We start from the raw sequence: 13,560 nt of genomic DNA, 5'->3' as shown, positions 1-13,560 counted from the left end.
GGCGGAGGGCCTTGCCGAAGGGTGCGCCCTCTGGATTGCGCTTGGCCAGCGCCGCGCAGAAAACGCCCGAACAATGGCTGACGGGATGCCGAAACTGTATCGACTACAGGTGGGGGCAGCAGCTCATGCTGCTTCTGTTGGCAGGTTTCATCGACATGAGCCGACATTTTAAGCCTATTAAAGACGTTGAACCGCAATTGCCTTAGCGTATTTGTATTTATCGAATCTTACGCCTTAAAGATGTAGCGGCTGCGACACATGAGCCGGATATACAAACCGATGCGGGCAAGACGACAGACGAAGCTTGGATGGAATAGTATTCCAGCCCCTCCTTGATCTTCGGACAGGGCTGGAACATCAACAAGCTCACGGCCTCCGGCCGTAAACCGTCCGGCAGTTACTTATTAAAGATCTTCCAGCGGGTCGGGCGGAAACGGGCTTCCGAACCAAGCTCGACCGGAGCATGCAATGGTACCTCCACCTCGACATGGAAGGGATCGTGGCCGTTGTTGGCGATGTCAATCTCGGCAATACGGGTGCCGGCAAGACGGCGACAGGCAGTAACCTTGCCGAACAATGCGTCCTTCTCGTCGGTCAGGACCACGTCTTCCGGACGGAAGAACAGGTCTCCGGCCGCATCGGTCTTTTCCGAAATGCCGATCGGCTCGCCCTGGAACAGAACCGTACCATTCTTCACCTCGACCGGCAGATGCGAGGATTCGCCGATGAAAGAGAAGACGAAGGGCGACTGCGGGCGGTCGTAGACATCATCCGCTGAACCGACCTGCTCGATCTTGCCCTGGCTCATGACGACAACACGGTCGGCAAGCTCAAGCGCTTCTTCCTGGTCGTGGGTGACGAACACGGTCGTGTGGCCGGTGCGATCGTGGAATTCGCGCAGCCAGCGGCGCAGTTCCTTTCTGACCTTTGCATCGAGCGCTCCGAAAGGCTCGTCGAGCAGAAGGATGCGCGGTTCGATCGCCATGGCACGGGCAAGCGCCACGCGCTGGCGCTGACCGCCGGAAAGCTGGTTGGGATAGCGATTTTCAAGACCCGAGAGCTGCACCATGTCGAGCAGGTCGGAAACCCGCTTTTTGATCTCGCTTTTCGGCGGGCGACTGGCGGACGGACGGACCTTGAGGCCGAAGCCGATATTCTGCGCCACGGTCATGTGACGGAACAGCGCGTAATGCTGGAAAACGAAGCCGACATTGCGCTCCTGGACCGAATGGCGGGAGGCATCTTCCTCACCGAAGAAAATCTGGCCGGCAGTCGGGAAATCCAGGCCGGCGATCAGGCGAAGCAGTGTCGTCTTGCCGGAACCGGACGGGCCGAGCAGCGCGATCAATTCGCCCGAAGCGATATTGAGCGATACGTCATTCAGCGCGGCGAAACGGTCGAATTCCTTGCGGATATTGTTGATTTTGACTTCCATACGCGGGGTATCCTAGTGCCGGCCGCCGGCAGCGCCGGCACCGAACCGAAGTTCGAGAAAGGTTTTCAACGCGAGCGTGACGAGTGCCAGAAGAGCCAGCAGGGATGCCACGGCAAAGGCCGCGACCATGTTGTACTCATTATAGAGGATCTCGACATGCAGCGGCATGGTGTTGGTGAGGCCGCGGATACGGCCGGAAACGACTGAGACGGCGCCGAACTCACCCATCGCGCGAGCGTTACAGAGCAGCACGCCGTAAAGCAGGCCCCATTTGATATTGGGCAGCGTCACATACCAGAACGTCTGCCAGCCGGAAGCACCCAGAGACAGTGCCGCCTCCTCATCGCCGGTGCCCTGGTCCTGCATCAGCGGGATCAGTTCGCGCGCAACAAAGGGGAAGGTCACGAAGACGGTGGCAAGCACGATGCCCGGCACGGCAAACAGGATCTCGATGCCATAGCTTTTCAGCCAGGGGCCGAGAAGGCTGCCGCTGCCAAAGAGAAGAACATAGACCAGGCCGGAGATGACCGGCGAGATCGAAAACGGCAGATCGATCAGGGTGATCAGAAACGCCTTGCCCTTGAACTCGAACTTGGCGATCGCCCAGGAGGCGGCCAGACCGAAGACGAGATTGAGTGGCACGGCGATGGCAGCCACGATCAGCGTCAGCCGGATCGCTGCCCAGGCATCGGGTTCCAGCAACGCCTCCTCGTAGGTGACCCATCCTTCGCGAAAGGCTTCGTAGAAAACCGAGACAAGCGGGAGGAACAGGAAGAAGGCGAGGAAGACGAGCGTCAGGGCGACAAGGATCAGCTTGGTGGAGAAGCTTTCGTCGGCCGGGTTACGGAAGGAGATACGGCGATTATCAGACATTGCCATATCTCCTGCGGCTCCAGGCCTGGATTAGGTTGATCACCAGAAGCATGGCAAAGGAGATCAGAAGCATGATCGTGGCGATGGCGGTCGCGCCGGCATAGTTGAATTCTTCCAGCCGGATGACGATCAGCAGCGGTGCGATTTCAGACACGTAAGGGATGTTACCGGCGATGAAGATGACCGAGCCGTATTCTCCGACACCGCGCGCGAAGGCGAGCGCAAAGCCTGTGAGAAGGGCTGGCGTAAGACCGGGCAGAAGCACGTTGAAGATCGTCTGGAACCGGTTGGCGCCAAGCGTGGCAGCCGCCTCTTCCACCTCCTTGTCGATCTCTTCCATGATCGGCTGCACGGTGCGCACGACGAAGGGAAGACCGATGAAGATCAGCGCGATGACGATGCCGATCGGCGTGAAAGCAATGCGGAAGGGCATGAACAGCGAGCCGATCCAGCCATTCGGCGCATAAAGCGAGGCAAACGCGATACCGGCAACAGCCGTCGGAAGGGCGAAGGGCAGATCGACCATCGCATCGATCAGCCGGCGTCCGGGAAACCGATAACGGGTGAGCACCCAGGCGAGCAGCGTGCCGAAGACGACATTGATCACTGCCGCGATAAAGGCCGTGCCGAAGGATACATAAAGAGCCCGGATCGTCCGTTCATCGGAGAGGATGGCAAAAAAGCCCGACCAGCCGAGTTCGGCCGTGCGCCAGAGCAGGCCGGCGATGGGGATGAGAATGATCAGCGACAGGTAGGCGAGCGAAAAGCCGAGCGTCAACCCGAAACCCGGGATGATGCTCGGCTGTTTCAATCTCCAGCCCGCCGTGGAAGCGGTAGCGGATGCGGTCATGCTTGGTTCCGAATTCTACGTTCAGGCCCGACATGGCAACGGTGCGGCAACAAACTACCGCACCGTGCCTCCAGTGTCACTTGAGTGATTATTTGGCGCCGGGCTTGTAGATCTGGTCGAAAATGCCGCCATCACCAAAGTGTTCCGGCTGCGCCTTCTTCCAGCCGCCGAAGAGCGGATCGTCAATGGTGACGAGCTTGATCGGAGGCAGCTGCTTCAACAGTTCCGGCTTCACCACTTCCGGCTTGGACGGACGATAGAAGTGCTTGGCCGCGATGTTCTGGCCTTCGTCGGAATAGAGATATTGGAGATAGGCTTCGGCGACCTTGCGGGTGCCCTTGGCGTCGACATTGGCATCGACGACTGCGACCGGCGGTTCGGCGAGGATGGAGATCGGCGGCACGACGATGTCGAACGCATCCTTGCCGAATTCCTCACCGGCCAGATAGGCCTCGTTTTCCCAGGCGAGCAGGACGTCGCCGATCTGGCGCTGGGCAAAGGTGACGGTGGATCCGCGGGCACCGGTATCGAGAACCGGAGCGCGCTTGTAGAGGTCGCCGATATAGGCCTTGATCTTGTCCTGATCGCCCTTGAATTCTTCATTGGCCCAAGCCCAGGCAGCCAGATAGTTCCAGCGAGCACCACCGGATGTCTTCGGGTTCGGCGTAACGATCTGCACGTCGCCCTTCACCAGATCGCCCCAGTTCTTGATGCCCTTCGGATTACCCTTGCGAACGAGGAAGACGATCGTCGAGGTGTAGGGCGAAGCATTGTTGGGCAGGCGGGTGCGCCAGTCTTCCTTGATCTTGCCGGTCTTCTGGATGGCATTGATGTCGCTTTCCAGCGCCAGCGTCACGACATCGGCCTCAAGGCCATCGATCACAGAGCGGGCCTGCGCGCCGGAGCCGCCATGCGACTGACGGATTGTGACATCCTCACCACCTTCCGCCTTCCAGTGCTTGGCAAAGGCGGCGTTAAAATCCTTGTAGAGCTCGCGTGTTGGATCGTAGGACACGTTCAGAAGCTGGCTCGCGGCAAAGGCCGGCGCTATGCTTCCTGCAGCGAGCGTCACGCCGAGCGCAACCACTGCCAGCCGCTTTCCAATCCCATCGGTGAAGTTCAGCATAGAGTCTCTCCTGTGATCCTTGTCCCATGACCAGTGTCCCGTGATCATCGGGCCATTTGATATGGGCTAAACTCTATCGGTCAGGTCGTCTTAGTCAATTCACGGCGAAAAGAAGGCAAAACTGTTTCCCTCGGGCGGGTTCGCGCGACAAAGAATGCGTTCCATGAGCATCAGTTCACAGAACAGCAGCATCGGGAAAACACCGAACGGCAAAAACGCAATCCGGCCGAAATTCGTTCCAGAGGCTCGATTTCAACCCGGCGGAGAGTCGCGCCTGAGGAAAATCTCCGTATGGCCAACCGCTTTGGGCACGTCTCGAAAGGGTGGGCAGAAGTCGAAACCGCAGGCGCGATAGATCGAGATAGCATCGGTCATATAGATGGTGGTGTGCGCAAGCAGCGTGCTCTTCCGACGCGCTTCGACAGCATGGATGACCGCCCGCATCATTGCGCCGCCGATGCCTCTTTGCCGGAAATCGGGGCCCACGTAGAATTTGTGAAGTTCGTCGGCCGTATCGTCGAAGATGGAAAATGCCAAACATCCCGCCGGCTGGCCATCCCATGATGCCAGCAGCATTCCTGTCCCCGATTGCGCGTAACGCCGGGCAAGGCTTGCCGCAGTCTCACCGTGATAAAGATCCGTCACCAGTTGAGGATCGACGCCATGGGTCGCGGCCATGGCGATATCCCAATCCGCCAGTTCCCGGCACAGCGCCGCGGCGATCTCGAAGTCCTTCGGTGATTTTGCGATGGACACAGAAAACATGCCAGCCTCTCGACAAGGAGAGTACATTAGCATGCCCTGCTGCACGTAGGCAGACGCCAATATCAATTAAGCAAGAGGGCTTACGCCGTCAGAAGCTCTCTCACCTGGGCTGGCTTATGTGTACCTTCGCCTGCCCCCTCGATCGCATCGGCAATCGTGGTATTGAACAGAACGTCGCGGGTGGCGTCGGCTACACGGGCGAAGACATGGCGGATTTCGCACAGGTGTTCGCCATCGCAATCATCGCATTTGCGATAGGCGGTTTGCGACAAGCAGGGAAGCGGAGCGATCGGGCCGTCGACAAGCCGCAGGACTTCACCGAAGGAGATCGCGTCGGCGGGCTTCAGCAGTAGATATCCACCCTGCTTGCCACGGCGGCTCATGACGATGCCGGAGCGCTTCAGGTCGAGCAGAATCTGTTCCAGAAATTTCTTCGGAATGGACTGCTGGACCGCGATCTCCGAGATCAGCATCGGCTCATCCGGGTCGGCCTGCGCCAGAGCGGCCAAGGCTCGAAGCGCATATTTCGCTTTCTGGGATATCATCACGCAACCATCAACAGCAACGCCGCCGCGAGGCTTTTTTGCCCTCACGTCGCCGCTTCACACTTCGTATCCCTGCGCCTCGCGAATATCTTGGATGCGACATCCGCGGTCGCGTTCGTGCACACGGCTATGCCGCATTGCACACTCCGTTCTGGAGTACCGCAAACATGCAGAAAATACAAACCTATGCGGGCATCTGCTGCCGTAAAAACAGTCACATTTGGTTAAGGCGGCAGGTTTTCTGTGTAGGCCCGGCTTTCTAGAGATATTTGCTCCCCAGAACCGGCGGAAGAAACGGCTTTTCCTGTCATCAGCCCCTGCAAGTCGCAATACTACAGCACTTGCTGATGAAAGAAGAACCATGACCTCGCATGATGTGATTAAGCGTACCGCGTATGCAAAAGGCAACGAGAGCCTCGCCGAAGAATTGAACGCCAGACTTGCAAGCCTCGATCTTGCCGGCCGTCTTTCCGCTGCTGCCGAACTTGGCCACGCCGTTTTCACCACCTCGCTTGGAATAGAAGACCAGGTCATCACCGCCGCAATCGGTACGCATCGCCTTCCTATCGAAGTTTCCACGCTGGAAACCGGACGTCTGTTCCAAGAAACGGTCGCGCTCATCTCGGAAACCGAGGAGCGTTACGACATGACGATCCGACGGTTTTATCCGCAACAGGACGACATCGATGCCTATGCCGCGAAATATGGCCTGAACGGTTTCTACGACAGTGTCGAAGCACGGCACGCCTGCTGTCATGTGCGCAAGCTGATCCCGCTCGCCAAGGCGCTTTCGCAAGCGCAGGTGTGGGTGACCGGTTTGCGCCGCGGCCAGTCCGGCAATCGCGCAACCACACCGTTTGCCGAATATGATGCCGAGCGCGGCCTCATCAAGGTCAACCCGCTGGCCGACTGGGATATCGACACGATCAATGCCCATGTGACGGCTGAGCATATCCCGGTCAACCCGCTGCATGCCCGCGGTTACCCCTCCATCGGCTGCGAGCCCTGTACCCGCGCCATCAAGCCCGGCGAGCCTGAACGCGCCGGACGATGGTGGTGGGAAAACGACGAGAAACGCGAATGCGGACTGCATGTCCCGGAAAGCGCGTCTCAGCCGATACCGGCTTCAGCACCGCTCGCGAGTTCCATCGCCCGCTGAGGCCCAAATCCCCACTCTTTGTGTGTAACATTCAAAATCTACCGGAGACCGAAATGTCCCTGTCTGCACAGGAAACGGAAATCAGGAACCCACCCGTTTCCCGCCCGCCGCTCGATCCGCATCTGAAAGCCCTCGAAAACGAAGCGATCCATATCTTTCGCGAGGTTGCCGCGGAGTTCGAAAACCCGGTCATGCTCTATTCGATCGGCAAGGATTCATCCGTGCTGCTGCATCTGGCACGCAAGGCTTTCTTCCCCGGCCGCGTCCCCTTCCCGCTTCTGCATGTCGACACGACCTGGAAGTTCAAGGAGATGATCGAGTTTCGCGACCAGATCGCCGAAAAATACGACCTCGATCTCGTGGTCCATACCAACAAGCGCGGTGCCGAAGAAAACATCACGCCGTTTACCCACGGATCGGCCTTCTATACCGACGTGATGAAGACGGAAGCGTTGAAGCAGGCACTCGATGCAGGCGGCTATGATGCGGCCTTCGGCGGCGCCCGTCGCGACGAGGAAGCCTCCCGCGCCAAGGAACGCATCTATTCGTTCCGGACGCCGGACCACAAATGGGACCCGCGCAACCAGCGGCCGGAACTTTGGAACATCTATAACGGCATGATCAAAAAGGGAGAGAGCGTTCGCGCCTTCCCGCTGTCGAACTGGACCGAGGTCGATATCTGGCGATACATCCAGGCGGAAGACATTCCGCTCGTGCCGCTCTATTACGCCGCCGAGCGCCCCTATGTGGAGCGCGACGGGATGATGATCCTGGCGGAAGATCCGCGGCTGGAACTCCAGCCCGGCGAAGAAATCCAGCACGGCATGATCCGCTTCCGCACGCTCGGCTGCTTCCCACTCACCGGTGCGATCCGCTCGACGGCATCCAACCTCGAAGAGGTGATCGCGGAACTGGAAATCGCAACCGTTTCCGAACGACAGGGCCGCGCCATCGACCGTGACCAGTCCGGCTCCATGGAAAAGAAGAAGCGCGAGGGATATTTCTAAGATGAGCGCCACAGCTACAGCCACAACTACGCCCGTCGCTGCTTCGGCGAATGTCATTCCCTTCGCCGAATCCGCCGCCCGCGTTTCGCGCGATACGCGGCCGCTGCGCCTGATCACCTGCGGCTCAGTCGATGACGGCAAGTCGACCCTGATCGGCAGGCTTCTCTGGGACACCAAGGCGGTCAAGGAAGACCAGGCGGCGACGCTTGCGCGTGACAGTGGCGCGCAGAACGATCTCGGCCTGCCGGATTTCGCGCTGCTGCTCGACGGCCTGCAGGCGGAACGCGAACAGGGCATCACGATCGATGTCGCCTATCGCTATTTCTCCACGGATCGCCGCTCCTTCATCGTCGCCGATACACCCGGCCACGAGCAATATACCCGCAACATGGTGACCGGCGCCTCTACCGCCGATCTCGCCATCCTTCTGGCTGACGCCCGCGTCGGCCTGCTCGAACAGACCCGTCGGCACGCAACGATCGCGGCGCTGATGGGCATCCGGCAGTTCGTGCTGGCGGTCAACAAGATCGACCTGATCGGTTACGACAAGGCAGTGTTCGAAAAGATCGCGGCCGAATTCCGCGAATTCGCATTGGCACTCGGTGTGCGGCAGATCACCGCCATTCCGATGTCTGCCTTGAAGGGCGAGAATGTCGTTCTCTCAGGCAATCAGGCGATGCCGTGGTATGAAGGCCCGACGCTGATCGAAGCGCTGGAGCTTGCCACCAGCCGTTCCACCCAGGCCGGCGGTTTCCGCCTCCCCGTGCAACGTGTCGTGCGCCCCGGCGAGAGTTTTCGCGGTTATCAGGGTACGGTATCAGGCGGCGCGATCAAGCCGGGTGACTCGGTTGCGATCCTGCCTTCGGGCACCGTCGCCAATGTGAAGCAGATCGTCACCTTCGATCTCGTGCGAAATGCAGCAGTCGCCGGCGATGCGATCACGCTCGTTCTCGACCGGCAGGTGGATGTGTCGCGTGGCGACATCATTGTCTCCATCGACGGCCAGCCGATGACCGGCACATCCTTCGACGCGCAGCTCGTGTCGCTTCAGCCGGGCGGCATCGAGCCGGGCAAGCGTTACTGGCTGAAAAGCGGCTCGCGCCGGCAGCGGGTAACGATCGAACCCACGTCGCAGCTCGATCTTTCGACCGGCCAGTGGAAGCCGCATGCCTCGCTGCTTTCGATGAACGCGATCGGCAAGGTGCATCTTTCCTTCGAAGAACCGGCGGTGTTCGATGCCTATGAGCAGAACCGCGCCACCGGCGCCTTCGTCCTGATCGATCCCGACACGCTGAATACGGTTGCCGGCGGCATGGTTACCGCGAAGCGCGCAGATGTCGGCGGCATCCATCGCGGCAAGGAAGGTGAACAGCGCATCGTGCTTTCGCTGCCCGCGGATCTGGCCGAACAACTGATGGCAAGCGAACTGTTCGCATCACGCCGCGACGAAGCGGAGATCAGGAGACTGACGGCCGCAGAAGCAGCCGAGTTCTTCTCCAATGCCGGAAGCGATATCTGACTGCAAGAATGTCATGAGGGCGGCGCAAGCCGCCTTCCTGTTACGACAAGCGCGCTGTAACTCTCAGCGCCAGTAGCTCTCAGATCACAAATTACCGAAACAAAAAAGCCCGCGAAAGCGGGCCTTTTCATCTGCGTTCGTTGCTTTGCAGCCGATAATGCTAGGCTGAGCTGCTTTTGCTCAATGGCGCAACAAGTGGCTGCGGCTAGAAAACAAACATGTAGAGCAGAACGATTACAAAGATAGGAACTCCCATTGCCCACAATGCGATACCTTTAAGCATAGTCACCTCCATCGGTTTCGATGGGCTGATAACGCCAGGTCTCTTCAGCTGTTCCCAAAAATGAGAATACAGGACCTGCTGGTTCGAGATTCATCGATCTCGGAAGCGGTAGTGCAAGGCGGCAGCGAAAGGGTTTAAACAGAGTGCATACATGCAAACTGAGACGTTCAGATCGCGCCGACAAACGCGTTCTTAAGCCCAAGCGATGAAACAGTCCGCAATCGGTCAGTTTATCAGAAAAGGAATTCTTCGGAGAAAGTCTTTCGGGAGTTGCAACCTTTGCTCGGAAAGGCTTTTGACTGGTCGGAGTGGCAAGATTCGAACTTGCGACCCCCACGTCCCGAACGTGGTGCGCTACCAGACTGCGCTACACTCCGTGACCAGTGGCGCCTCTATAGAACAGCATTTTTCCTTCGACAAGCACCGTTTTCGAAAAAAATGTGACAAGGCTTAATTCGTTTGTCGCACCTCGTGGAACTGCCGTGAATCCGTTGCAAAAAAGCGGCGCTTCAAGAATTTGATGTCAAAGCCGTCCCGTGATCTCGCGGTTAGCCAGGAAAATCTGCTAGCTGGAACATGACATATGTCCCGCAGGCATTGCTTGGGGACCAGCCCATCACACAAGGATTTTCACGGATCATGAGCCGCCGCCTCATCGCATCGACCGCCCTTCTCGCGCTTGCACTTTCCAGCTGCACGACCGTTACCATAACCGACAGCCCGATATCCAAGCGCTGGGTCGGCCACTCTGCCGGCGAGTTCTTTGCAAAATACAATCCGCCGCTCGATGACGTTACGTCCGGTTCCAGCACAGTCTATAGCTGGCGCGGCGGCTACAAGCGCATCAAGCTGGAGAACGGCAAGAGCGCCAGCGTCAGCTGCTCGGCCAAGATCACCGTTTCCTCCGATTATACGATCCGCAATATCGAGATCACCGCCGACCGCCCCGGCGCAACCGGACCTAGCTACTGCGAGGAACTGTTGGCCGGCGCGTAACAGCACCTGTAGAGACTTGCGTAGCACCGCTCCCCGGACCGGTGCTACGCTTCAGAACACGCGCGATGGCTGCAAATCAGGGTAGCCGTCTGGAGCCGCCATTGTTTTTGGTAGCATAAACCGCCGATTTGACATAATTTGGCGTCAGTTTCCGGCCGTTCTTCAACCAGGGTTCCCAGACGCGCTTGTCCTATCTAGCAACTCACGCTCGTGTCGTCAGCGCATTGGTAATGCGTGAAATGTCGACGCGCTTCGGAGCAAAGCCGGGCGGATATCTCTGGGCCTTCCTCGATCCGGTCAGCCATATCGTCTTCCTGTCCGTCATCTTCATGGCGATCGCCCATCTGCCGCCGCTTGGAACCAGCTTCCCGCTGTTCTTTGCCACCGGTTATATCGGCTTTCAGTTCTACCAGGCGCTGGCCGGCTATCTGAACAGCGCCGTCAGCGGCAACAAGGCCCTGCTCAGTTATCCGAGCGTGGCGCCGATCGACACGGTTGCTGCACGCTACGTGCTGCAGATCGTGACGACGACAATCGTCGCCATCGTTGTGCTCGGTTATATCGTGTTCACGGTCCGCCATCCCGTTTCCATCCATCTCCCGCCTATCCTAGAAGCAATGGTAGCGGCGAGCCTGATCGCGCTCGGCATTGGGCTCGCGAATGCAGTGCTGTTCGTCATGTACCCGATCTACGAAAAGCTTTATGGCATCGTCACCCGCCCGCTTTTCCTCGTCTCCGGCGTATTCTTCCTGCCGGATTCACTGCCACCGATCGCCAAGGATGTGATACTTTTTAACCCTTTGGCTCATATCGTCATGCAATTCAGGACCGGATTTTATCCGCAATACCGGGCAGCCGGATATGACGGGTTCTATGTCTGGAGTGTCGCGGCCTGCCTGGTATTCATTGGGCTTGTGCTATTTACGACATCCAGGGGAAGGCTGAGAGACCGATGATCCGATTGGAGCGCGCAACCAAAGAGGTGCGCATGAAAGGCGTGAGAAAGATGATCATCGACAATGTGTCGGTGACCTTTCCGCGTGGCAAGAGCATCGGGCTTTTGGGCCGTAACGGCGCGGGAAAGTCGACGCTGCTTCAGATTATCGCAGGTACGCTCGAACTCGACCGCGGCCGCATCATCCGGCAGGGAAAAATCTCCTGGCCGCTGGGCTTTCAGGGCAGCTTCCAGGGCAATCTTTCCGGCGAGCAGAATGTCCGCTTTGTCGCCCGCATCTATGGCGTGAATACCGACGAGCTGGTTGCCTATGTTGCCGAATTCGCCGAACTAGGGCAATTCTACCATGCGCCTGTCAGAACCTACTCTTCGGGCATGAAGGCTAGGCTGGCATTCGGGGTGAGCATGGGAATCAATTTCGACTATTATCTGGTCGACGAAATCACCGCCGTGGGCGATACCAATTTCAAGCGGAAATCGCAGCAGACCTTCAAGGAAAAGCTGAGCAATTCCGACGTGATCATGGTCTCCCACAGCACCGGAACGTTGCGCGACTATTGCCAGACCGGCATCGTTCTGGAAAATGGACAGATGACCTACTATGATGACATCAACGAGGCCATCGCCGTGCATGAAAGCAATATGAAGAGGCACTGACTTTGAACCAGACGGCTCCAAACACCGTATCAGGCAATCAAGTTGCTCTGCCCTCCGAGAACGGCCAAGCCGCGCCGAAGAGCAGGAACCTGCGCCTACTGGAATCGCTGCTCGAACGCCCTGCGTCCGTGCCGGCTCCGTCTGTCCAGCCTGCTCAACCGGCATCGCCTGAGATCACGATAGACCCCGCATCGCCAGAACCTGCCAAGCGGGGTTGGCTCTCAGCACTGAAAACGCGGCATATGGCGATCGTTGGCGGTTTTCTCGCCCTGGTCGCAGTGCCTTCAGTTGTCAGCACCGGTTACATGGCCTTCATCGCGGCCGACCAGTATCACAGCTTCTCGTCCTTCTCCGTGCGCAGCATCGAAGCCGCGCCGTCGAGCGACCTGCTCGGCATGTTCTCGCAAAGTTCATCCGGCAGCACGCTGTCCGATTCCTACGTACTGGTCGACTTCATCCTGAGCGAGCGGATGGTGCAGATGGTCGACGAGGCCTTTGGCCTTGATGCGGTATTTGCACGCCAGGGCATGGATTTCTTCTATGGTATCAGCCCGGATATGCCGATCGAAGACAGGCTGGCCTATTGGCGCAACATGGTGACCGTGAATTTCGACCAGACCTCGGGCATCATGGACCTGCAGGTGAAGGCATTCAGCCCGGAAATGTCGCAGAAGGTTGCCGATTTCGTCATCGCCCAGAGCGAAAAGCTGATCAACGACCTGTCGCTGACAGCCCGCAACGAAGTGCTCAAGACGGCACGGGACGAGGTTCAGACTGCCGAAGACCGCCTAACCCAGACCCGCGCGTCGCTTAGAAGCTATCGCGACGCCTCGCAGGAAGCCGACCCGGTCGAAGGTGCAAAGCTCGCGGCCCAGTTGATCGGCTCGCTCGAAGAACAGCTGGTCAAGCTCAAGACCGAGCTTTCGACAGCACTGACCCAAATGGGCAGCAACACTCCGCGCGTGCGCCTCATCCGTTCGCAGATCTCCAGCCTGGAAGACCAGATTGCAAAGGAACGCCAGCGCTTCGGTAGCGGCGCTTCCGGAAAAGGCGGTCGCTCGACAGGTCAGGCAACCGATGTTGCCGGTCGTATCGCGCTTTATGAATCAATCCAGACACAGAACGAGTTTGCCGAGCGCGCCTATACGGCTTCGCTCGCCTCTCTCGAAAAGGCCCGTGTAGAAGCGGGGGCGAAACAGCGTTATCTTGCGGTCTTCATCAAACCTACCTTGTCGCAGATGGCACAATATCCGCATCGCCTGCTGAACCCGATCCTGGTCACACTGGCGGGCTTACTGCTTTGGGGTGTTGCCGTGATGGTCTTCTATAATATCCGCGACCGACACTGACGGTATCCCGGCGGTCCGGAAACCCGCACCGCCGGCCATTC

13 protein-coding genes and 1 tRNA gene are annotated in these 13,560 nt (G+C 58.5%); 7 read left to right on the top strand and 7 right to left on the bottom strand.

Translation table 11 applies throughout. The annotated features are described in order from the left end of the window. Positions 1-397 precede the first annotated feature (397 nt). The 6 genes from MRBLMR1_RS17305 to MRBLMR1_RS17280 form a co-directional block, all read right to left on the bottom strand. Positions 398-1,435 (bottom strand): sulfate/molybdate ABC transporter ATP-binding protein, encoded by a 1,038-nt coding sequence (locus MRBLMR1_RS17305; protein WP_148144025.1) that lies wholly within the window; start codon positions 1,433-1,435, stop codon positions 398-400. Between the two features lie 12 nt (positions 1,436-1,447). After that, the gene (gene cysW / locus MRBLMR1_RS17300) at positions 1,448-2,308 is read right to left on the bottom strand and encodes a sulfate ABC transporter permease subunit CysW (protein ID WP_148144026.1); all 861 of its coding nucleotides are present in this window, start codon (positions 2,306-2,308) and stop codon (positions 1,448-1,450) included. Beyond that, entirely contained in the window at positions 2,301-3,158 is an 858-nt protein-coding gene (cysT, locus tag MRBLMR1_RS17295) for a sulfate ABC transporter permease subunit CysT (RefSeq protein ID WP_148144027.1), read from the bottom strand. Before cysT ends, cysW begins: the two co-directional genes overlap by 8 nt. 88 nt (positions 3,159-3,246) lie before the next feature. Then, a complete protein-coding gene (locus tag MRBLMR1_RS17290) occupies positions 3,247-4,284 on the bottom strand; it encodes a sulfate ABC transporter substrate-binding protein (protein ID WP_183684984.1) in 1,038 nt (345 codons plus the stop codon). Between the two features lie 252 nt (positions 4,285-4,536). Then, a complete protein-coding gene (locus MRBLMR1_RS17285) occupies positions 4,537-5,049 on the bottom strand; it encodes a GNAT family N-acetyltransferase (protein ID WP_246435927.1) in 513 nt (170 codons plus the stop codon). Between the two features lie 80 nt (positions 5,050-5,129). Continuing rightward, a complete protein-coding gene (locus MRBLMR1_RS17280) occupies positions 5,130-5,594 on the bottom strand; it encodes an RrF2 family transcriptional regulator (protein WP_148144029.1) in 465 nt (154 codons plus the stop codon). Between the two features lie 361 nt (positions 5,595-5,955). Between MRBLMR1_RS17280 and MRBLMR1_RS17275 the strand changes: the two genes are divergently transcribed. The 3 genes from MRBLMR1_RS17275 to cysN are packed head-to-tail and all read left to right on the top strand — an operon-like array spanning position 5,956 to position 9,279. Beyond that, a complete protein-coding gene (locus tag MRBLMR1_RS17275) occupies positions 5,956-6,753 on the top strand; it encodes a phosphoadenylyl-sulfate reductase (RefSeq protein ID WP_148144030.1) in 798 nt (265 codons plus the stop codon). A 53-nt stretch (positions 6,754-6,806) separates the two neighbouring features. Then, positions 6,807-7,760 carry a sulfate adenylyltransferase subunit CysD gene (cysD, locus tag MRBLMR1_RS17270; protein WP_148144031.1) on the top strand — a complete coding sequence of 318 codons (954 nt, stop codon included), beginning with the start codon at positions 6,807-6,809 and terminating at the stop codon, positions 7,758-7,760. Position 7,761: 1 nt separating this feature from the next. Further along, the gene (gene cysN / locus MRBLMR1_RS17265; RefSeq protein ID WP_148144032.1) at positions 7,762-9,279 is read left to right on the top strand and encodes a sulfate adenylyltransferase subunit CysN; all 1,518 of its coding nucleotides are present in this window, start codon (positions 7,762-7,764) and stop codon (positions 9,277-9,279) included. Between the two features lie 583 nt (positions 9,280-9,862). Here the strand turns inward: cysN and MRBLMR1_RS17260 are convergent. Next, positions 9,863-9,939, bottom strand: a tRNA-Pro gene (locus MRBLMR1_RS17260). A 262-nt stretch (positions 9,940-10,201) separates the two neighbouring features. Here MRBLMR1_RS17260 and MRBLMR1_RS17255 point away from each other — a divergent pair. The 4 genes from MRBLMR1_RS17255 to MRBLMR1_RS17240 all read left to right on the top strand — a co-directional run bounded on the left by MRBLMR1_RS17255 (position 10,202) and on the right by MRBLMR1_RS17240 (position 13,519). Further along, positions 10,202-10,558: a hypothetical protein gene (locus tag MRBLMR1_RS17255; RefSeq protein WP_148144033.1), complete on the top strand. Its 357-nt coding sequence runs from the start codon at positions 10,202-10,204 to the stop codon at positions 10,556-10,558. A gap of 185 nt (positions 10,559-10,743) precedes the next feature. Continuing rightward, a complete protein-coding gene (locus MRBLMR1_RS17250) occupies positions 10,744-11,514 on the top strand; it encodes an ABC transporter permease (protein WP_148144034.1) in 771 nt (256 codons plus the stop codon). After that, a complete protein-coding gene (locus MRBLMR1_RS17245) occupies positions 11,511-12,170 on the top strand; it encodes an ABC transporter ATP-binding protein (protein ID WP_148144035.1) in 660 nt (219 codons plus the stop codon). The genes MRBLMR1_RS17250 and MRBLMR1_RS17245 overlap by 4 nt, the downstream gene beginning before the upstream one ends. A gap of 242 nt (positions 12,171-12,412) precedes the next feature. Continuing rightward, complete coding sequence (locus tag MRBLMR1_RS17240) at positions 12,413-13,519, top strand: RkpR, polysaccharide export protein (RefSeq protein WP_148144036.1); 1,107 nt, start codon at positions 12,413-12,415, stop codon at positions 13,517-13,519. Positions 13,520-13,560 lie beyond the last annotated feature (41 nt).

Origin of the sequence: Neorhizobium sp. LMR1-1-1.1 (assembly GCF_040675795.1) — a bacterium.
GTDB lineage: Bacteria > Pseudomonadota > Alphaproteobacteria > Rhizobiales > Rhizobiaceae > Neorhizobium > Neorhizobium cellulosilyticum.
Note: the sequence above shows the minus strand (reverse complement) of the source record. Positions and strands in the feature narration are given on the sequence as shown.